20 protein-coding genes are annotated in these 20,886 nt (G+C 61.5%); 10 read left to right on the top strand and 10 right to left on the bottom strand.

What is annotated here, in order from left to right; genetic code table 11:
- Positions 1–129: 129 nt before the first annotated feature.
- The 5 genes from ATN38_RS23645 to ATN38_RS23625 all read left to right on the top strand — a co-directional run bounded on the left by ATN38_RS23645 (position 130) and on the right by ATN38_RS23625 (position 3,896).
- Entirely contained in the window at positions 130–840 is a 711-nt protein-coding gene (locus ATN38_RS23645; RefSeq protein WP_050656944.1) for a response regulator transcription factor, read from the top strand.
- 143 nt (positions 841–983) lie between these two features.
- Complete coding sequence (locus ATN38_RS23640; protein WP_370333094.1) at positions 984–1,250, top strand: response regulator transcription factor; 267 nt, start codon at positions 984–986, stop codon at positions 1,248–1,250.
- 131 nt (positions 1,251–1,381) lie between these two features.
- Entirely contained in the window at positions 1,382–2,449 is a 1,068-nt protein-coding gene (locus tag ATN38_RS23635) for a sensor histidine kinase (RefSeq protein ID WP_042446628.1), read from the top strand.
- Positions 2,446–3,543, top strand: coding sequence for a hypothetical protein (locus ATN38_RS23630; protein WP_065455112.1), 1,098 nt, complete (start codon positions 2,446–2,448; stop codon positions 3,541–3,543). Before ATN38_RS23635 ends, ATN38_RS23630 begins: the two co-directional genes overlap by 4 nt.
- A gap of 47 nt (positions 3,544–3,590) precedes the next feature.
- The gene (locus ATN38_RS23625) at positions 3,591–3,896 is read left to right on the top strand and encodes a hypothetical protein (protein WP_218748766.1); all 306 of its coding nucleotides are present in this window, start codon (positions 3,591–3,593) and stop codon (positions 3,894–3,896) included.
- A gap of 6 nt (positions 3,897–3,902) precedes the next feature.
- Here the strand turns inward: ATN38_RS23625 and ATN38_RS23620 are convergent, their stop codons facing one another.
- Genes ATN38_RS23620 through ATN38_RS23605 form a run of 4 tightly spaced genes read right to left on the bottom strand, consistent with a single transcriptional unit; the run spans position 3,903 to position 8,729 of the window.
- Positions 3,903–4,799, bottom strand: coding sequence for a hydroxymethylglutaryl-CoA lyase (locus ATN38_RS23620; RefSeq protein WP_371734788.1), 897 nt, complete (start codon positions 4,797–4,799; stop codon positions 3,903–3,905).
- Positions 4,800–4,815: 16 nt separating this feature from the next.
- Positions 4,816–6,030, bottom strand: a complete 1,215-nt coding sequence (locus ATN38_RS23615) for a CaiB/BaiF CoA-transferase family protein (protein ID WP_058227104.1) — start codon at positions 6,028–6,030, stop codon at positions 4,816–4,818.
- A 36-nt stretch (positions 6,031–6,066) separates the two neighbouring features.
- A complete protein-coding gene (locus ATN38_RS23610) occupies positions 6,067–7,833 on the bottom strand; it encodes a multicopper oxidase family protein (RefSeq protein WP_047270036.1) in 1,767 nt (588 codons plus the stop codon).
- Between the two features lie 56 nt (positions 7,834–7,889).
- A complete protein-coding gene (locus ATN38_RS23605; protein WP_047270040.1) occupies positions 7,890–8,729 on the bottom strand; it encodes an alpha/beta fold hydrolase in 840 nt (279 codons plus the stop codon).
- 65 nt (positions 8,730–8,794) lie between these two features.
- Here ATN38_RS23605 and ATN38_RS23600 point away from each other — a divergent pair, with 65 nt between their 5' ends.
- Together ATN38_RS23600 and ATN38_RS23595 are read left to right on the top strand one after the other, a co-directional pair.
- On the top strand, positions 8,795–9,571 hold the full coding sequence (locus ATN38_RS23600) for a TetR/AcrR family transcriptional regulator (protein WP_047270037.1): 777 nt from the start codon (positions 8,795–8,797) through the stop codon (positions 9,569–9,571).
- A 48-nt stretch (positions 9,572–9,619) separates the two neighbouring features.
- A complete protein-coding gene (locus ATN38_RS23595) occupies positions 9,620–10,924 on the top strand; it encodes an HNH endonuclease signature motif containing protein (protein WP_161121106.1) in 1,305 nt (434 codons plus the stop codon).
- Positions 10,925–11,018: 94 nt separating this feature from the next.
- Here ATN38_RS23595 and ATN38_RS23590 read toward each other — a convergent pair whose 3' ends face one another.
- Together ATN38_RS23590 and ATN38_RS23585 are read right to left on the bottom strand one after the other, a co-directional pair.
- The gene (locus tag ATN38_RS23590) at positions 11,019–11,951 is read right to left on the bottom strand and encodes an oxygenase MpaB family protein (protein ID WP_007731493.1); all 933 of its coding nucleotides are present in this window, start codon (positions 11,949–11,951) and stop codon (positions 11,019–11,021) included.
- A 1-nt stretch (position 11,952) separates the two neighbouring features.
- Positions 11,953–13,734, bottom strand: coding sequence for an acyl-CoA dehydrogenase (locus tag ATN38_RS23585; RefSeq protein WP_218748764.1), 1,782 nt, complete (start codon positions 13,732–13,734; stop codon positions 11,953–11,955).
- Positions 13,735–13,883: 149 nt separating this feature from the next.
- Here ATN38_RS23585 and ATN38_RS23580 point away from each other — a divergent pair, with 149 nt between their 5' ends.
- Positions 13,884–14,534, top strand: coding sequence for a TetR/AcrR family transcriptional regulator (locus ATN38_RS23580; RefSeq protein ID WP_218748780.1), 651 nt, complete (start codon positions 13,884–13,886; stop codon positions 14,532–14,534).
- A 43-nt stretch (positions 14,535–14,577) separates the two neighbouring features.
- Positions 14,578–14,919 (top strand): Imm51 family immunity protein, encoded by a 342-nt coding sequence (locus tag ATN38_RS23575; protein WP_003943507.1) that lies wholly within the window; start codon positions 14,578–14,580, stop codon positions 14,917–14,919.
- 62 nt (positions 14,920–14,981) lie between these two features.
- Here the strand turns inward: ATN38_RS23575 and ATN38_RS23570 are convergent, their stop codons facing one another.
- The 4 genes from ATN38_RS23570 to ATN38_RS23555 are packed head-to-tail and all read right to left on the bottom strand — an operon-like array spanning position 14,982 to position 18,656.
- A complete protein-coding gene (locus tag ATN38_RS23570) occupies positions 14,982–16,016 on the bottom strand; it encodes an aspartate-semialdehyde dehydrogenase (protein ID WP_042447794.1) in 1,035 nt (344 codons plus the stop codon).
- Between the two features lie 6 nt (positions 16,017–16,022).
- Positions 16,023–17,288 carry an aspartate kinase gene (locus ATN38_RS23565; RefSeq protein ID WP_003943494.1) on the bottom strand — a complete coding sequence of 422 codons (1,266 nt, stop codon included), beginning with the start codon at positions 17,286–17,288 and terminating at the stop codon, positions 16,023–16,025.
- A 49-nt stretch (positions 17,289–17,337) separates the two neighbouring features.
- Positions 17,338–18,291: a hypothetical protein gene (locus ATN38_RS23560; RefSeq protein ID WP_007731502.1), complete on the bottom strand. Its 954-nt coding sequence runs from the start codon at positions 18,289–18,291 to the stop codon at positions 17,338–17,340.
- Positions 18,291–18,656: a hypothetical protein gene (locus ATN38_RS23555; RefSeq protein ID WP_003943492.1), complete on the bottom strand. Its 366-nt coding sequence runs from the start codon at positions 18,654–18,656 to the stop codon at positions 18,291–18,293. Before ATN38_RS23555 ends, ATN38_RS23560 begins: the two co-directional genes overlap by 1 nt.
- 270 nt (positions 18,657–18,926) lie before the next feature.
- Here ATN38_RS23555 and leuA point away from each other — a divergent pair, with 270 nt between their 5' ends.
- Positions 18,927–20,735: a 2-isopropylmalate synthase gene (leuA, locus tag ATN38_RS23550; RefSeq protein WP_003943488.1), complete on the top strand. Its 1,809-nt coding sequence runs from the start codon at positions 18,927–18,929 to the stop codon at positions 20,733–20,735.
- The last annotated feature ends 151 nt before the right edge of the window (positions 20,736–20,886 follow it).

Here is a 20,886-nt window from a genome sequence, read left to right as displayed (position 1 = left end):
GGTCACAAGACAACTGTAGAGCCGAAACGTAAAACAGTCCAGGCTGACTTCAAATCTTGACACGTAACATACCGGTCAGTCAGCTCTGCCTGATAACGTCCTCGCATCGAGCGGAGGGAAACAATCGCTATGCCAGAGCAAACAGCATTTCCACACCGCCGTGTCGGGTTGGTGGAAGACCACGAGTCGGTAGCAATCGGCGTGTCCGTGATGCTCGAGGACGAGCCGGACCTCGAATTGGTGTGCATCGCGACCACTGTGTCCGAGATGCTCGCTCAGAACGTCGCCTTGGATCTGGCAATCCTCGACCTCCGACTGGCCGACGGGTCATCGCCCAAGAGCAATGTCGAGCAACTGCGGTCCGCCGGGCTCGAGACATTGATCTTCACCGGGGCGGAAAACCCGTACCTCGTTCGCTCGGCCGCCCGTGCCGGCGTACTGGGTGTTGTACGCAAGTCCGAACCGACTGCCGTCGTGGTTGATGCGATACGCGCCGCCGCGTCGGGAAGGCAGGTGGTGACGACAGAGTGGGCTGCCGCAATCGACGGGGATCCAGGTCTCGACGAAGTGGGTCTGAGCCCTCGACAACTCGAGGTCCTCGAACTTTACGCATCCGGAGAGAAGGCGGATCGAGTTGCGCGACTCACCGGTTTGGCGCCGCAGACGGTTAACGACTACCTCCAGCGCATCAGGCAGAAATATGCGGCTGTCGGACGACCCGCACCGACAAAAACGGATTTGTACAAACGCGCGGTCGAAGACGGGGTGTTACCAATTCCTGAACGGCCTACTTCCGGAAAAAAGCTGACTTTGACTAACAATGAGGTTCGGCAACAATAACTCTCACAGCGCTGCCCCTGAAAATATGGGCAGAGGAATTGATGTCTGGGAAAAATTTCCCTCTTCGAATTACATTCATCTGACAAGAAGACGGCACTGTCGGGGGTCTGTCATTCCGCTACAGAGAAGTAAGGACGAAACTCATGACAGTCACTGTGGAAAACTGCATGGCACAGGATCCCGTAGGACCGCACCTTTCGGAGCGCGAAATCGAGGTTCTCAGGGAATGGCTACTGAGTGATTCGAAGTCACGCGTTGCTCAAAACCTCTACATCAGCGTGGGAACGGTGGGGACCCACCTGTCGCGGATTCGCGAGAAGTATGCCGACGTTGGAAGGAACGCACCGACGAAATGCGAATTACTCGTGCGAGCGATACAAGATCAGATAGTGACGATCGACGAACTCTGATCGACAGAGTTGCTTTCGACAAAACAGCCAGTGCTTCTGACGAAATTCTGAGGCTCTTCGGCCGTTTCATCGGCGCCGGCTATGTCTGCTATCTGATATTGCTTGCCCCTGCGATTGCAGAAGCCACCACGATGTCTGCGTCGTGGTGGACTCCACTGGCGGTGGTCGCGACTTTCGGTAGTGGGCTGGCGCTGGGAGCATCGACGTTCCACGCCGACACCCGATGGGTGAAACGAACTGCGAGCGCAAATGCGGTTCTCTACGTCGTGGTCATCCTCCTGTGGTGGCCGGCGTGGAATGGTGACCACGTCACAGATTTCACCTTGTGGATTTCCAATTTCCCCGGCGTCGCCAGCCTTGCTGCCGCTGCAGCTTGGCGACCGGCCGCTGCCGTCGTGCACCTTTTCGTAGTGGCAACACTCGCACAGTTGACCAATCACATAATCCGGACGAGTCCCACGACGCACCTGTTGGTTCCCGACCTCGCCTTCGCCTGGACATTCTGCGCGGTTTTCGTAGCAGCGGCCGTCATGGCCTTGCGAACCGGACGAGTACTGGATGCGACCATCGCCACCACTCATGCCGCTGCCGCCGGCGCCGCCGCGGCCGAGGCCAAATCCGTCGAACGCGAGAGATTCGACGCACTCATCCACGACACCGTGATGTCGACTCTGCTCGCTGCTTCGAGAAACGACGCCGATCCCTCGGTCGTCGCTCAGGCGCGAAGGACGGTGGCAAGACTCGACGAACTGCGCTCCGGAACCGACCACGAGACGAGTTTCGACTTCGACGGAATCCTCGCTCAGTTGCGTTCAGCCGCTTCGGAAGTGGACGAAAACATCACGTTCGAGACCGCCCTCTCCGACGGGTCTGATCCGAGCGGATACGCACCCGACTCGATTCGTGCGATGGCCGGTGCGATGGCCGAGGCACTGCGCAACAGCGTCAAACACGCCGGAAGCAGTGCACGGCGTTCGGTCACGGTCACGGCAACCGCCACCCACCTCGAAGTAGTCGTCACCGACGACGGCGTCGGCTTCGATCCGAGCTCCGTCGAGACGCATCGCCTCGGAATCACTGTCAGCATCCGCGGCAGAATGCGTCAACTCGACGGCGGATCGGCAACCATTCGATCGTCACCCGGCCGCGGCACTTCGGTGACTCTGACGTTGAGCTTGCCCGTAGCGGTGATGACATGACCAGGCCGGACGGACGAGATGTCCGCGATCTTCTCGGCATGCACAGCCGTGCTGCTCGATTCATGGCTGCATGCTTCGCGCTCACCTGCGTGATCTCGGTCGCCTACACATCCTCCGACGTCCGCGCAGTCTGGCCGATGATCTTGGCAATTATCGTGTGCTCGACTGCGGCTTTCACACTCGTACTGAGCAGAGGCGACCCGATGCCGCTGGGGCAGAGCGTTCTGGTGTCTCTGACCGGCGCCGTCACGAGCGGCCTGGTGTTGTCAGTGGTTCCCGTCCCCGTCAACGACATGACTCAACTCTGGATGTTCGGGATGTCGACGGCAGTCTTCACCTTCATGTGCGTTCGTGGGCGTACAGCACTCGCGTGGCTCGGGCTTGGACTCATGGTGTTGGTGACCGCCATCTGGTCCTCCACCACCGGCCAGGGGGCCATGTACGGAGTGTCGTTGACGGTCATCAACGCGGGCCCTGTTCTGATGTCGACCTTCTTCGCATACACCATCCGTCCTCAAGCCAGGGTTATCTACGAACTTCGTGAGCAGTCCACCCAACGAATTGCCTCCGCATCCGCCAGTGCTGCGATTCTCGAGGAACGCGACGCGCAACTCGACAGGCTCGATGTCCTTGCACGCCCGCTCCTCGAACGGGTCGCTTCCGGGGTTCCACTGACAACCACCGAGCGGCAAGAATGCGAACTCCTCGAGGCGCAACTCCGAGATTCGCTGAGGGCGACAGGCTTACAACAAACAGATGTCATCGATGCTGTGCGTGCCGCTCGAAACCGCGGCGTCGAAGTGGTCCTGCTCGACGACCACGGAATGGATGGCGCGAACCCCGACGTGCGCGACCGAATCCACTCGAGCATCGTCCGGGAACTCACCGCGATCACGCGAGGAAAAGTGACCATACGGATCCTTCCACCTCGGCGTACCGCTATGGCCACGATGCTGGTCGACACTGAAGACGTTCGACGAATCGAGTTCGATCACAACGGAATGCAGCTGCTACGGCAGGGGGACCGGGGAGAGCTCGGCACCTCGTCCATGTCCGTCGATCCGACTACAGACAGCGCCGTCGAACCCGAATAGCTTTCGAGGAGAGTGAGATTCACCGGGTCGATCACCAGGAGAAATGAATGATCTTCGAACTGCGTCCAGCGCATGTCGCACGTGCCCTCGCCGCACTGTGTGCCCTTCCGATTCTGTGGACATTCGCAGTAGAGGGAATCACCACGACAACGGAATCGGACTACAGCACGGGCGAAGTGTCCTCATCGAGCGACCTGGGCTCTCAGATCGGAAGCGTCGCGATCTGGATCGTCCTCGCGATCGCATTTGCCGCCGGTGCATGGTATCTGGAGAAGCAGCGCATCGGTTGGCCGGCCGCGGCGCACGAGCAGCTGGTCAAACTGCAGCTGGCATCACCCAACCGAGAAGAGTAAAGGTCCCTACCGCTTCCGATCGCCGGCGCGGAGAAGATTACTGGGAACCGTATGGCCCACTATCTCCTCTGCAACGGCAGCGGCACGAATGCTCGCATCCAGGTCGATACCTGTCGCGATGCCCATGTCTTCGAGCATGTAGACCAGTTCCTCCGTCGCGATATTGCCACTGGCACCGGGAGCGAACGGACAACCACCGAGACCTCCGGTGGACGCGTCGAGGTTTCGAACACCGTGCTGCACAGCCGCAAACGCGCACGCAAGACCAGCGCCACGCGTGTTGTGGAAGTGCGCACCCAAGCCGAAGTCACCTACTCTTTCGCCCACAGCGTCGATCAATCGTCCGACACGTCCCGGCGTGGCAGTGCCGATGGTATCTGCGATCGAGAACTGATCAGCACCGAACTCCCTGGCCTGCTCCGCAATCCGCAGAACACGATCCGGGTCGGTTGGACCGTCGAACGGACAGTCCCAGGCTGTGGCCACGATGACCTCCACCCGTCCTCCGGCGTCGTGGACGATCCTGACGACCTCTCCGATACGTTCGGTCGCTTGCTCCGTCGTCGACCGAGTGTTGGCCTCGCTGTGGCCATTCGATGCCGACACAACATATTCGACGGTTTTCATTCCTGCGGCGACGGCCCGTTTCGCTCCACCGATTCCGGCGACCAATGCCGAGAACTCGATGCCGGGCCACTGGTGCAGTTCTGCTGCCAACAATTCCGCGTCGGCCAACGCCGGCACAGCGCGCGGTGAGACGAACGACGTCGCCTCGATACGCGAAACACCCGTCGCAGCCAGAGCGTCGACAAGACGAAGTTTCTCCGCCAGCGACACCGGGTCTTCGATCTGCAACCCGTCCCGTGGTCCGACTTCACGAATACTGACTGCTGGAATACCCACGCCAGGTACCGACATGTCAGATCACGCCCTTCATCTTCAGTTCTGCCTGCTCGCCGTCCGAGAGTCCGAGGAGCCCGCCCCACACCGAGGAGTTGTCGTGACCCGGCGCCGACGCTCCCGCGTTGCGCACGGATCCGGGTGTCTCACTGAAGGTAGGCACGACGCCCAGGCCGAGGACGTTTTCACCGATCCGCTCGTCGTAGTGGTCGACGAGCATCCCCCGCTCGATCAGCTGCGGATCCTTGACGACATCTTCAACCGTATTGATCGGCCCGGCAACAACTCCCACTTCGGTGAGGCGTTCCACCAGGCTGGTGGGATCTTGGAGCGCGACCCAGGCACTGATCAGTTCGTCGAGCTCGTCCTGATGTTTGCCACGCGCAACATGATTGGAGAAGCGGTCGTCATGCGCTAGTTCCGGTCGCCCCATGATGGTGCACAGACGCACGAAGAGCGTGTCCTGATTGGCTGCGATCACCACCCAGTTTCCTTCAGAGGTCTGATAGATGTTGGACGGCGCAATACCCTCCAATCTCGTTCCCGAGGGCTGCCGGATGATCCCGCCCCGATCGTAATCCGGGATCGTGGATTCCTGCACCGCCAGACAGGATTCCGTGAGGGCAACGTCGACCACCTGACCATGGCCGGTCCGCTCTCGTGAGAGCAACGCCGCCAGCACTCCCTGAACGGCGAACATCCCGCCGAGAGAATCTCCGAGCGAAAGGGCAATACGCGGAGGCGCCTGCCCTGGATAACCGTTCAGATGCCGAAATCCGCTGACCGCTTCGGCAACCGAGGCGTAGCCGGCGCTCTTGGCTTGCGGTCCGCTCTGCCCGTAACCGGATACCCTGGCCAACACCAACTTCGGATTGCGCGCACTGAGAACGTCGAATCCCAGGCCCCACTTCTCGAGGGTGCCCGGCCGGAAGTTCTCGACCACCACATCGGCATGTTCGATCAGATTCAGAAACAGGTCTCGCCCCGCGTCGACACGAAGGTCCAAGGTCACACACCGCTTGTTGCGGGCGTGAACCGTCCAGAAGAATCGATGACCGTCCTGCTCGGCCTGACCCCAGGTACGAAGCGGGTCCGGGCGGTCCGGCGATTCGATCTTGATCACGTCGGCACCCATGTCGCCGAGCAGTTTCCCGGCGAAGGGCCCGGCGATCAAGGTTCCGAGTTCAATCACCCGATATCCGTCCAGGGGCCCGGTGGGCGCACCTTCCGACACAGCTGCCTCCTCTGGGAACTTTTCTCCCCTTGAAGGCTACGTCACCACCCGATATCGCAACATCATGTCGTGGTCTTCGTGATCGAGCATGTGGCAGTGCCAGACGTACCCCTGCAGGTCCCCCATACCGGCTTCTCCGTGTGCCGAGTGGTCTGCCATGGAACCTCTCGCGAAAGTTGCATCCGGATCGAAGCCCAACTCGTCGGCCGTCGGAAAGCGCACGATCACGCGGGTGATCGAGTTGGCATCCACGATGACAGTGTCCTTCTCCCCCGTTTCCCACACTTCGGGAGGCCGCAGCGAAGAGGTCACGAATTCCTCTGCCGACGGCGTCCACCGGACCCCCAAGTCAGGCACCGGATACCGCTGCATCAGTGCTGCAGTGTCGAGGCTTTGGCGTCCCACAACGCGGAACGCCACCAGGTGCAGATGAATCGGATGTGGTTCCGTGGTGATGTTGATCAGATTCCATTGCTCGACGGTTCCCTGACGCGGCAGTTCGATATCTGAATCAGTGAACCGCAAATTGTTGAGCGACATGGTGATCGAGGGATAATCCGAGGGACGCGAGAGCTGCATGATCGTAAGATTTCGCACCACATCCGGTTGTACTGGTTCGGCCGCAACAGAATTCAACTGCTGCGGGATCGAGCCGGTGAATCCCTTTGCGCTGCCCACGTCGAACCGACAGAACACCGGCATCACCTGCGTGCCGCGTTGAGCCACCGCAAGGGGTACCGGTTCGTCATTGCGCAATTCCACCGTCGTGCCCGGCTCGAGCATGCTGAAGTCGACCAGCAGATCAGCGCGTTCACCCGGACTCAGCCGGACGTGATCCGTCGGCGCAGGAGCGGCCAAAAAACCGCCTTCGGAACCGATCACCCAGAACCGCATACGATTTGCGAAGTGCAGATTCCACACCGAATAGGTTGCGGCATTGAGCAGTCGCAATCGATACAGGCCGCGGGCAACCTCCACTTTCGGCCACACGACGCCGTTCACTACACCCACGTCACCGGGAGTCGCCGGATCCCAGGAACCCTGCGGAGTGAGCCACGTGGAACGGACACTCTGTTGACCGTCGGAGGTGAAGACCTTGTCCTGCAGAATCATCGGAAGCTCGAATTCGCCGGACGGCAAGCCGAGAGAATTCCCGGTGGTGCCTGTATCTGCGTCGTCACGGAGAAAATACATCCCGACCAGCCCGGCGTAGACGTTGAGGCGCGTCATTCCCATGGCGTGATCGTGATACCAAAGATTGCCGGCGGCACGACCATTCGTGTATTCGTGAACCAAACCTTCGCCCGGACGCTGGATCAGCTCCGGATGCCCGTCGAACTGCGGTGCAGTAACTCCTCCGTGCAGGTGAAGCGAGGTGGGGACCTGTGTGCGGTCGAGGTCGCTGACGCCGTGCAGACCCGGATCGACATCGGCGGCAAGCGGATACGCAGAAATGTCGTTGGCATATCGGACTGTCACGAGCTGATCGACGTGCGCCTCGATGGTGGGGCCCAGATAATCCATTCCGCCGTAACCCAGCGACGGCGACGACGGTAGGTCCGGATGGAAACGGTGCATCGACGATGCCGCACGAAGCTCCAGGTTGCCACCCGAAATGCCCGGCAGGACAGGAAGGGACTCCCGGAACGGTTCCAGACGGGGCGACGGAAGTTGGAATGGGCGCAGTGGATCGACATCAGGTGGTCGAGCCGTCGCTGATCCAGCGGACAACGCGCTCAGACCGGCCAGCAGGCCAAGCCCTTGAACAAACGATCGGCGACGGATCTTGTGTGACTCGTCCACTCACGGCCCCCTCACGCTGACGGCATCCGGAGCGGGTTACCCGTGTGCCCGCACGGTCAAACACCGACCACCTTCTCCAACCAGGGTTTGAGAATGGGTAGAACATGAGCCGGTTGCATTGCCTGCGTGTGATCCAGACCGTCGAGTACCTCGATATCCCACCCTGCCGACCGAACGGCGTCGAGGTCGAGATCGGCCGGCGCGACCCGTACCCCACCCCATCGGTCACCGTATTCGATGACGTCTCGCGAACCGACGAAACACATTCGCGGACAAAGGATGCGCCCTTGAATCGTTCGATCGTCGAATTCACCAAGTGCGCGGTACAGCGTCACGAACTGCCGGGTCTGCGCTCCGGTCAACGCAATGTCGATGGAGTTCCAATCGAATTCGTCTGATGATGCCGTGGGCTGTGATGTGCGCTGGGGCGGTTCACTCGCCATGCGGTGTGTAGCTTCGGTAACCTGGAGCATCGCCTTGTACGGCCCATCCACCGGCGGGAAACCACCCATGACCAGTGCGGTCAGACGATCGGTGCGCAGCGCCAACTGCAATCCGCACAGAGCCAGCCAGGAGTATCCGTAGTAGGCGAACTGGTCGATCCCAGCCGAATTCGCCACAGCCAGAATGTCGGACGCGATGTTGTCGGGAGTGAGCGTGTCCGGCGCGGGCGACGCCATCCGGTGCCCTTCGTAGTCGAAGGCAACCACAGTGAAGTTCGACGCCAACCCTTCCAGGAACGTTCGACCGAGCGAGGGGTCAACGCCCCAGGCGCGCAGTTCGTCCGCCTTGATGCCGGTAGCCGAAATCGGATTCACAGGTATCAGCACGGCAGGGCCATGCCCGAGAACCTCGACATCGATAGTTGTCCCGTCATGAAATCTTGCCTCAACCATGCCCACTCCCAAATCTTTACACTGTAAAGTAATTAAGAATAGCGCGACTCCACGAAAGCGACAAGATGAACAAACAGGCAGGCCGACGCGATATCGCACGCACGATTTCACTTCTGTGGCGTCAACCCGAGGCGCCTTCCGGCCGCCGAGGACCGAAGCCCGCGCTGTCCATTGACACAGTCGTTGACGCCGCGATCGAAGTCGCCGACGCCAACCCCACGACACCGTTGTCGATGCGCATGATCGGCGACCACCTCGGCCGCACTGCGATGTCGTTGTACACCTACATACCGGGAAAGGACGAACTGCTGGACCTGATGTACGACCGGGTGCATGCCGAGCTACCGCCGATCGCAGACACCGGCGACTGGCGCATGGCACTCTCCGACTGGGCCGCCGCACTCTTCGCCCTACATACACGCCATCCGTGGACATTGGATGTCTCGTTGGCGCGCCCCGTCCTAGGTCCGCACGAGCAGGCAGGACTCGAATCACTCCTGTCCATTCTCTACTCCACAAGTCTCGATGCTCCGACCATCCGCAGATCGGTGAGCATGCTTTTCCATTTCATCCGGGGGTCCGCGCGGACCTTAGCTGAGATCCGGAGCGCCTCGACCATCGGAGATTCCGAATCTCATTGGTGGGCAAAGTCTTCTGCTGCACTGGCCGATGCTGCACCGGATTTCGCGGACGACTTCCCCCACACGATGCAGTTGGGTCGGGAGGCCCCACCGGTACCGGGCGGCGACTTCTATCTCGAACGAGAAACCGAAGAGTCATTTACTCAGGGCCTACAGATCCTCCTTGACGGTATCGAATCGAGGATTCGAAAACACTCTTGACTCGAACGCATGTTCGAGTATGATTTGGAGAGGGGATCGGGGGGTTCAATGAGTGTTTGTCTGTCGGACGTGGTGTCTGGTTCTGCGGTGGGGTTACGCGGACGGTTGTGGCAGTTGACTGCTGCCGAGTTGCGCGCTGCTGCTGTCGAGGCGAGTGCGGAGATTCTTCGTCTCGAAGCTGTGCGTGTGGCGGTGGTGGACGAGTTGTCGTTGCGCCCGGATGATCAGGTGATTGCCAGTCGCGGTGTCGGTTCGTGGTTGGCGGGCAACACGATGCTGCAGGTTCGGGACGGGAAGAAGATCGCCGCGTTGGGTGCGGCTTTGCGGCCGTTTCCGGCGGTGGCGGCTCGGTTCGATGGCGGGGACTGCTCCTTCGAGCATGCCGTGTTGATCGTGGCGTTCTGCGAGTCACCACCTAAAGGCATGCCAGACGCCGCGCTCCCTCGCTGTATCGACCTACTGCTTGCGGCTGCTTCCGGAGTTGAGGCGACGACCACGAAGGTGCGGAACGTGATCGCGACGTTGGAGAGGTTGTTCGAATCGGATGAGATCCCGCCCGCCGAAGACATCGACCAGAACGAGCTCCGGATCGCCTCGACATTGAACGGTCGAGTGGTGGTGCGCGGCGATTTCGATGCCCTCACCGGTGAAATGTTGCTCTCGGCCCTGTCGAATCTGACGATGCCAACCCCAGCACCGGATGGGACGCCCGATGCCCGGTCGGCGGCGAAACGCACCGCGGACGGGTTCACCGAACTGATCCGCCGCTATCTGGACTGCGCCAAGACCGGTACCGATGGTGGTCAGCGTCCGCACGTGAACGTGCACATCAACGCGCGTGATTTGGCTGAGCATCGGGACTGCGCCGCAACACCCTCCAAGACTGATGACGGAATGGCCGTATCGGATCTCGATGTCGGGCACATGCCCTGGCTCGGACCACTGTCCGTATCGCAGACCAGACTCCTCGGGTGTGACTGCTTCCTCTCCACCGTCCTGCTCGACGATCACGGCGCACCCTTGGATGCGAAACCAGGAAAGAGGTTGGTCACCGCCGAACAACGGACTGCGTTGATTGCCCGCGACAGAGGCTGCGCCTTCCCGGGCTGCACATGCGTGCCCGCCTGGACGGATGCGCACCATATCCGGCACTGGGCGAACGGCGGCCCGACGGTGATGAACAACCTGGTCCTGCTGTGCCGTTCACATCACCGGCTGATGCACCGCAAATCCGGGTTCGTCGGCAAATGGGAAATCCGAATAGGCGCCGACAACAAACCCTGGTTCATCCCACCACCCTCGATCGACCCCGGACAGCAACCGCGGCCCGCGAACACCACCTTCAAAACCTGAGAGGTCAAACCTCTTTGGCGACAACAGAACACGGACCAAGCACCGCATCGAAGGGATCCCCCCGATGCGGTGCCAACAGACCGTGGCGAACCCGTCAGACGGCCTGCGCAACCTTGGCGGCTCGCGGGAATCGCTCCCGAATCTCCGCTGGCGTGACAACTCTCGGGTCCAGGGGTTGCTCGTCACGCAGGTGGCGCTCCAACACCTTGCCCGTCATCGGCGCAATGACTTTCAGAGCAGTGGTCATGTTCTTCGGTGAACTACCCAACCGGACTGCCGTTCGCACCGCGGGCGCAATTGCTCTGTCCAACAACGCTGGCTGATCGAACCCACCCATCGTTCGCATCCAGCCGGGCAAAGTCGCGATAGTGGCCGGCGCGACCAATCGGCTGAATGTCGCGAACTTCGTCTTCCCCTGCGCTCTCGGTGTTCTCAACAAGTAGTGCATCGCCCGGTTGGCACGCTCGGAGGTACACAATCTGGGCCTGACTTCAGCGAAGTACTCACGTACCTCTTCTCGGGAGCGTGGAACGTCGGAGGTCTTGCATGTCTGTAGTTCGGCAGCGATCACGCATTCTTCCCAGTACCGCTGCTCTTCGACAGCTGAAAGCGGGCCCGGCCCATACATCTCGTAGCACTTGAGCACCGAATGCCAACCCGTCACGTGGATCCAGAGTTGTGACGCCGGATTGTTTGCGCTGTAACGAGTTCCGGTGATCGGTTCGATGCCCGTGGCCTGAGCATGAACTGTCATGAGGTGGTCGGACAGCGCCAGTGCTGTCCGCCCGTCGGCAGTGGCGACGGTCAGGAAGTACGCCAAGGTTCGGTCGAGTCGCCCGGCCGGATCGCTGTAAATCCCGCTCATGTCTGCCACTGCGGCAGCCAAGAAGGGGTCGAAGTGCTCGAGCACCACCGACCGCTGGAACCCGATCAGCGCTGTCGGCGCGGCCCAGATCTTCCAACTGGGTGATCCTGGGCCGAAGAAGCCGTAATCCTCACGCGGTCGATTCATCGTCAGTTCAGACATTTCATTCCTCCCCGTTCGTTGAGCCGGCACCGTTCATTTCGTAGGCACCAGACAAGGCGACTACTTGCTGCCAGACGTACTCGAATCGCTCCGCCGCGAACGTGGGGCGCCGAATAGATGCGAGTGCCAACCGTTGCTGATCTTCACTGGCGCTGGGTTTTCCGTACAACTCCACCGCTGCAGCACTGAAGTCGCGGACCAGGACATCGAAGATCTGATCCAGCACCCCACCGCTCCGCTGTCCCTCGTCCAATCCCAAGATCTCGGCTTGTTCGAGGATCAGCTGGCCGTAGACGACGAGGGTGAAGAGTTCGGTGATCGCAAGGCCGAAGTCCAAGTCGACCTGCTGCGCCGCATCCGGTGCAGCTTCGGCTAGAAGGGTCACGAGCGCTTCTGCCTGCTCCACGAACAGTGCAACGTTGGGAACATCCGCAAACTTCGCGTACACCGCTCGCCAGTCGTCGAATCGAACCTTGGACAACCCCCGTGCCGGGCCCTGACGGAACAGGAACTCGTCGTCGGCTGCGTCGTTACGCGTCGGAATCGCCGGAAATGACTCGGGGGCAAAGAGGTACGCCGGCATGAACTTGGCGATCAGGGCGAGATTGACGGCGACGGTCCCCTCGAGCTTGGGCAGCCCGTCGACATCCATCTTGGCCACCGCGAGGTAGCTGTCCTTCTCGAAGCCCTTTGCCGCAGCGATGTCGGAGAGCAGTCTGATCACCTTCTGTGCCTCGGTTGTCACCTTCATCTTGGTGACAGGATTGAACAAGAGGTAGCGGCGGTCCTCGGGCGATGCGGTGCGGAAATAGTCCACCGCACGATCCGAGAAGAGCCTCATCGCCAGCAGGCGCGCGTACGCGTCGACGAATTCACGTCGTACGTGTGGGAACGCCGTGACGGGATTGCCGAACAGGATTCGATTGTGCGCGTGGGTAATCGTCTCGTACAAGGCATGAGTCGACATACCGATTCCGCCGAAACACAGGTTGAATTTTCCGATGTTCACGGTGTTGAGTGCGGCACTGAATGCTGCCTCGCCGGTATCCAGGATATCCTCTGCCGCAACGGGATAGTCGACGAGTGAGAACTCCGCTACGTACATCTGGGCCGGAACGATGTTCTTCACCACGGTGAATGCCGGATGGTCCGAGTCGGCGTAAAAGAAGACGTACTGATCAGTGCCCTCCACTCCGTCGACACGGCCGAAGACAGAGACCGTGTTGGCGCAGTTGCCATTTCCGATGTAGTACTTCGAACCGCTGGCCAGGTACCCGCCGCTGCCGTTGGGCGTCAAGACCATGTCCGTGGAGTAGACGTCCGCGCCATGCTCTTTCTCGGACAGTCCGAATGCCGCAACGCCTCCGGAAGCCAAAGCGGAAGCTGCTCGCGCCCTTGCCGTCTCGTTGTCGCTCTGCCACACCGGCCCGAGACCGAGGATGGTCACCTGCCACGGGTACCAGTAGTTGAGTCCGTAGAAGCCGAGGATCTCGGACAGCGCGGCGATACGACTGGTATCCCAGCGCTTGTCAGAGTCGCCACCACTGTCGCGGGCGGGCGTCAGAAATGTGGCGAACAGACCTTCCTTCGCCGCGAAATCGAGGAAATCGGAGTAGAAGATCTTGTTGTGATAGTCGGCCAGGAGTCGGTTCTTTCCACGCGCCTCGAACCAGTCGACGGTCGCGCCCAGCAGTCTCCGCGTGGTCGCGTCGAACTCCGGCCGATCGTACGTGGAGGGATGGAGCAGCAGATCATTCGGCACTAAAGAGGTCGACGCTGTCATAGCGGTTTTTCTCCTCGAGATCTCGGCAGAGGCGCCTCACTGAGCACCATTCGAATACAACGCCACCGTAACAATTGCAGACGATGAATACAACGGTTGCGTATTATTCACGAAGAAGTGGCAGGCAGATTAGGGTGAGAGCGGAGGTGATGCACACGATGACCAGGCCACAAGCTGACGCAACGGATACACCGCGGCGCAAGTACGCCCCTCGCATGGCGCCCGAGCAACGTCGCGAGCAGCTCCTCGACGCAGCATTCGAGGTCACCGGCCGCGTTGGCCTGCACAACCTCAGCATGGAATCCGTCGCTGCCGAAGCCGGTGTCGGCAAGCCCGTCCTCTACACGATTTTCGATACCAGGACCGATCTCGTCGCTGCACTGCTGCGCCGCGAGCACGAGCGAGCCATCGCTCAGGTGCTCGAAACCATGCCGACAGATCTGAGCGAACTCGGCCCAGCGGCGTCGTACACCGGGACCGTCGGCGCCTTCGTCGACGCCGTACTGGAGAACCCGACGCGCTGGCGCCTGATTCTGACGTCTGTCGAGAACGCCCCCAGCGAGTATCACGGCTTGTTGAAGCTCTCTCGCGGAGCTGTCTTCGCCCGCGCCGAAGAACTGGCCCGCGCCGGGATTGCCCTCGAGTCGAAGCTCGAAGGCCTTGATCCGGTTCTCCTCGCACACACCATGATGTCGTTCGCCGAAATGCTCGGACGACTGGCCGTCAGTGATCCCGAAACCTATACCCGAGAACGACTTTCCAGTTTTGCCGTGGCTCTCGCACAATCGGTCGGGCGTTAGCGGCCGACTGAAACCTGTCGGTCGGATCTGCTTCAATACACGCATGACATCACCATCGATCGAACCGCTACAGCTTTTCGAAACGTCTCCGGGCAACTGGTCACTGATGCTCACCGACCAGCATTTCGGCAAGGTGGCATCGATATTCGAGCAGGTAGAGGGTTTCGAAGGCTCCGGTTACGACTGGGCGTCGGTCGCCCACGCAGTGGTAGGCCGCGATGCACCGCATCTGGAGGGCCGCTTCGGCACCGATCCCGAAGCGGGCATGTTTGTTGCGTACGGCAGCGACAACGGAGCTCTCGGTGAGCTCGGAGCGCTACTCGCCAAAGCGTATTCGGATGCCGAGTACCTCGGTGGCCTGGTCGCCATTTCCGAACTCGACTAGAGCGCCTGTCGAAACGACACCGGCCCCACACCTAGGTGCGGGGCCGGTACCGAACGAAAGATCTAGCCGACCAACAGCTCGGCAATCTGAATCGTGTTGAGCGCGGCACCCTTACGCAGGTTGTCGCCCGAAACGAAGAGCGCGAGTCCGCGTCCCTCCGGGACACCCGGATCCTGACGGATACGACCGACCAGCGACGCGTTGCCACCGGCAGCGGCCAGCGGCGTCGGAACCTCGACCAGCTCGACGCCCGGAGCGTCGGCGAGGATCTCCTTGGCGCGAGCAACCGAGAGCGGGTTGGCGAACTCTGCGTTGATCGCGAGCGAGTGCCCGGTCACGACGGGAACGCGCACGCAGGTGCCCGAAACCAACAGATCGGGAAGTCCGAGGATCTTGCGGCTCTCGTTGCGGAGCTTCTGATCCTCGTCGGTCTCGCCGCTTCCGTCGTCGACCAGCGAACCTGCCAGCGGCAGGACGTTGAACGCGATGGGGGCGACGTAGTTGTTCGGGGCCGGGAAGTCGACGGCACTGCCGTCGTGAACCAGCTTCTCCGCGTCTCCGACTACGGCGCGCACCTGGCCGAGGAGTTCCTCGACGCCGGCGATGCCGCTACCGGACACGGCCTGGTAGCTGGAGACGATCAGACGCTGCAGACCGGCTTCGTCGTGCAGAACCTTCAGCACCGGCATCGCTGCCATGGTGGTGCAGTTGGGGTTCGCGATAATGCCCTTGACCAGGTTCTTCGTGTCCTGCGGGTTGACCTCGCTGACCACGAGGGGAACCTCGGGATCCTTGCGCCATGCCGAAGAGTTGTCGACAACGGTCGCGCCGGCAGCAGCGAAGCGCGGAGCCTGGGCGCGCGAGAGCGTCGCACCGGCTGAGAACAGGGCGATGTCGATGCCCTTCAGGTCCTCATCCGATGTGGCGGCCGCATCCTCGACGATGATCTCTTCGCCGCGGAAGGGCAGCTTCTTACCGGCGGAGCGTGCAGATGCGAAGAACCGCACCTTGTCCGCGGGGAAGTTCCGCTCTTCGAGCAAAGTGCGCATGACGATGCCGACCTGACCGGTCGCACCGACAACAGCGATAGTCGTCATGAGAAATTACCGTCCCGTTCCAGCGTGTACTACTGCTTCTTCTTCGCCACCGAGCCCGAAAGCGTCGTGGATGACACGTACAGCGTCGTCCAATTCAGTGTCCTTGACCAGCACTGAGATGCGGATCTCAGAGGTCGAGATGAGGTCGATGTTGATGTCTGCCTTGGCCAGCGCCTCGCAGAACGTGGCGGTGACGCCCGGGTGGCTCCGCATTCCGGCGCCGACCAGGGAAACCTTGCCGATGTGGTCGTCGAACAAGATCTGCGTGAAGCCGATGTCTTCCTGACGCTTGGTCAGGATCTCGACGGCGCGGGGGCCGTCGGCCGTCGGAAGCGTGAAGGTGATGTCCGTCTTGTTTGTCTCCACCTTGGAGATGTTCTGCAGCACCATGTCGATGTTGATCTCGGCATCGGAGACTGCGCGGAACACCTTGGCAGCGTGTCCCGGTGTGTCCGGCAATCCGACAACGGTGATCTTGGCTTCGCCGCGATCGTGCGCGACTCCGGTGATCAGGGCCTCTTCCACAGGAATGTCCTCCATCGATCCGGACACGATTGTTCCGGGCTTGGTGGTGTATGACGAACGGACGTGCACAGGCACGTTGTAACGACGGGCGTACTCGACGCACCGGAGCATGAGCACCTTGGCACCACACGCTGCGAGTTCGAGCATTTCCTCGAAGGAAACCGTCTCGAGGCGGTGAGCGTCGGGGACGATGCGCGGATCGGCGGAGAAAACGCCGTCGACGTCGGTGTAGATCTCGCAGACGTCGGCGTTGAGTGCAGCTGCCAACGCCACGGCAGTGGTGTCCGAGCCACCGCGTCCGAGCGTCGTGATGTCCTTGCTGTCCTGGCTGACGCCTTGGAATCCGGCGACCAGAACGATCGAGCCTTCGTCCAGCGCAGTGCGAACACGGCCCGGCGTGACGTCGATGATCTTGGCGTTTCCGTGGCTGCCGGTCGTGATGACTCCGGCTTGTGAGCCCGAGAACGAACGAGCTTCGGCGCCGAGGGAGTGAATTGCCATCGCTACCAAGGAGTTGGAGATGCGCTCACCCGAGGTCAGCAGCATGTCCATTTCACGGGCCGGCGGGGAAGGGCACACCTGCTGAGCCAGATCGAGCAGCTCATCGGTGGTATCGCCCATCGCTGACACCACGACGACGACATCATTGCCGGCCTTCTTGGTCTCGACGATCCGTTCAGCGACTCGTCGGATGCGCTCGGCGGTTGCCACCGAGGATCCGCCGTACTTCTGGACGACGAGAGCCACGCGTTTCTACCTCCAGGTCGAAATTGTTTACAGATACCAGAGGTCGAGCTTACCGAGGTGGTCCTGGGACTTCCCGATGCGTACTGCTGTTCGCCTCAGATCCGCGCGGGATCAGTTGCGAGATCCGCGATCGCATCAACGTCGCAGAACGCGAGCCACCGGCAACGTAACCGACCACCGTGACGGCAACTCCGCAGGCGAGAAGCACGCGGATACTGCTGACCAGCGAAACTGCCAGCGCGTCGTACACCGCGACTGCCGCCTCAGATGACGGTATGTCTGAATTCTGTAAATAGACCCGCCGCACGACGGCCAGCGCCACCAACAGGGCGATCATCGCCACCGCCGTCGCCAGCCCGACCAGGGACAGTGCGCGCATTCTCCTCGGCGCAACTGCGACGGCCGCGATCGCACAGGCCAGCGACACCCACGGCAGCCAGGCCGCTGCCCGGTCGAGAGTGTTCGAGAGGTCCTGGGCCCGCACCAGCTCGTCGGATTGCAGGATCTCGAACTGCGGATCGAACGTCGGAAGACGATCGACGACGGTGAATCCGCGATCGCGGAGGTTCGTCCGCAGTTCTGTCATGATCGGCTCGAGGGACAAGGTGACTGTTCCGCTGTCGTCGGACCGAACGATGCCGTCGGTGGCTCTGCCGGTCACCATCGCAGCAAGTTGCGCGTGCGCCTGACGGTTGGCCGCGGTCCAGAGCGTCGCGAACTGGTCGCTGGAGACCAACGACTGAGCCGCCTCCCGAACAAGTTTCTCGGCTTGTCTCGTCACCACCTGTGGAAACCGGTCCAACCGCTGCGTCAGTTCCTCGGTCAGCCGATCAACGACAGCCGCTTGGACAGCAGGTTCGGAAGCCAACGGGGCAACCGTCTCGACGTAACTGTCGGTGTCGTTCACCTGGGTGTGGACGAACAGCGCGAGCACCGAGCCGGCAGCACCGAGACCAGCGAGAACGATCAGCAGTGAACAGACGATCCAGCGGATCGAGCGCATCACGTGTGCTTGGCGCGCGCCGGTCGAATCTTCGCGGTGATGTGGTGAATGCGGTGATCGTCAGCGGGTATCCGGAAGGTCTCGGTAACCCGAACGGTCATCAGGTTCCGCCCGAACAACCCGGCGTCGAGGAGGTAGTCAGCCGTCAGGTCGTCCCCGTCGACCGTCCACTCCACCTCACGAATGTCGCGGATCACGCGATACTGAGGACCTCCGGAAAGGCTGCGCCGCAAATGATTCCCCGAAAATCCGGTCTTGAGCCCGACCTCGTGGCGTACCGCGTCCGGAGCCAGCGGTACGGAACTGCCATCGTGACTGCGGAGCGCGTCGAGGTACGTGCTCGCCACGGCGATTCGGGGATCCATGGACGACAGTCCACCATTTTCGGGGCCGAAACGGCAGCACAATTCGGCGACAAATTGGACATGAGGGCGAACCCCACCGATTTCTCGCGAAATCCAGGAGTAGAGTGCTGTGCATGCAGCGCGCACTCCTTCTTGGTTGCCGCGACGGGGTCTGATCCAGACTGGCCTCCCGCCGCGGGGTTTTTGTGCGCCGGTCGACCAAGCCTTCCGGACTCATGGTCTTGACCAACAGGTCAACAGGCCGGGTCCACAATCCTGGAGATCACACCCATGTCCCCCGCTGACGCATTCACCACCGGCACTCGCACCATCACCCCGCCCACGAAGCCGGCACCGTCCGACCAGCCTGCGTGGAACACGCAGAAGAACTCGTCGATGCCGACGTTCCGCTACCGCCCGTTCGCCGAAGAGGTCGAGACGGTCACGCTGCCCGACCGCACCTGGCCGGACAAGATCATCGACCGAGCACCCCAGTGGTGTGCCGTTGACCTGCGCGACGGCAACCAGGCGCTGATCGATCCGATGAGCCCGGCGCGCAAGCGTCGTATGTTCGATCTCCTGGTTCGTATGGGCTACAAGGAGATCGAGGTCGGCTTCCCGTCCGCGAGCCAGACGGACTTCGATTTCGTTCGCGAGATCATCGAAGACGGCGCCATCCCGTCCGACGTCACCATCCAGGTGCTGACGCAGTCGCGTCCCGAGCTGATCAAGCGCACGTTCGAGGCCTGTGAAGGTGCCGAGAACGCGATCGTGCACTTCTACAACTCCACCTCGATTCTGCAGCGCCGCGTCGTGTTCCGCGCCGACAAGGACACGATCAAGAAGATCGCCACCGACGCCGCCGAACTGGTCCTCGCCGAGTCGAAGAAGTACCCGGACACGAACTGGCGCTGGGAATACTCGCCCGAGTCCTACACCGGCACCGAGCTCGAGTACGCCAAGGAAGTATGTGACGCCGTCACCGAAACCCTGGGTGCGACGCCGGCCAACCCGGTCATCCTGAACCTGCCCGCCACCGTCGAGATGGCTACACCCAACGTGTATGCCGACTCCATCGAGTGGATGCACCGCAACCTGGCCCGCCGCGATTCGGTCATCCTGTCGCTGCACCCCCACAACGACCGCGGCACGGGTGTCGCTGCAGCCGAGCTGGGCTACCAGGCCGGCGCGGACCGCATCGAAGGCTGCCTGTTCGGCAACGGTGAGCGCACCGGCAACGTCTGCCTGGTCACTCTCGCTCTGAACATGTTCACGCGCGGCGTCGACCCGCAGATCGATTTCTCGAACATCGACGAGATCCGTCGCACGGTCGAGTACTGCAACCAGCTGCCCGTCCACGAGCGTCATCCGTACGGCGGCGACCTGGTCTACACCGCGTTCTCCGGCAGCCACCAGGACGCGATCAACAAGGGCCTCGACGCCATGAAGGTCGACGCCGACAGCCAGAACTCCGACGTCGACGACATTCTCTGGCAGGTCCCCTACCTGCCGATCGACCCGAAGGACGTCGGCCGCAGCTACGAGGCCGTCATCCGTGTGAACTCGCAGTCCGGCAAGGGCGGCGTCGCATACATCATGAAGGCCGATCACGGTCTGGTGCTGCCGCGTCGTCTGCAGGTCGAGTTCTCGCAGTCGGTCCAGAAGATCACCGACGGCGAGGGCGGCGAGGTCTCGCCGAAGGAAATGTGGGATGTCTTCCACGAGGAGTACCTCGCTCCCATCACCCCGCTCGAGCGCATGAAGCAGAAGGTCACCGCGTCCGAGGAGGACGGCGGCACCGATGCGATCACCGCGATCGTCAAGGTGAACGGCAAGGAGCAGGAGATCTCGGGAACCGGCAACGGCCCGCTCGCTGCCTTCGTCGACGCGCTGGGAAGCATCAACTTCGACGTTCGTGTCCTCGACTACTCCGAGCACGCGATGTCCGCCGGTGACGACGCCCAGGCCGCGGCCTACGTCGAGTGCGCCGTGACGGGCCCGGAGGGTCAGAGCACCGTCGTCTGGGGTGTGGGTATCGCCACGTCGATCACGACGGCCTCGCTGCGCGCTGTGGTCTCGGCAGTGAACCGCGCCAGCTGACACTCAGCTCCTGACTCGTGAACAATCCCTGGTCTCACCCGATTTTCGGGTGGGGCCAGGGTCGTTTTCAGAGCATTGAAGATTTTCGGTCGATGTTTTCGATTCGGCATGACATTGGTCCCGAAAGAGTCGGTTAGCGAAGTTAACAAAA

It is taken from the genome of Rhodococcus sp. FH8 (genome assembly GCF_019266085.1).
In the GTDB taxonomy this organism is placed as follows: Bacteria; Actinomycetota; Actinomycetes; order Mycobacteriales; family Mycobacteriaceae; genus Rhodococcus_F; species Rhodococcus_F qingshengii.
Note: the sequence above shows the minus strand (reverse complement) of the source record. Positions and strands in the feature narration are given on the sequence as shown.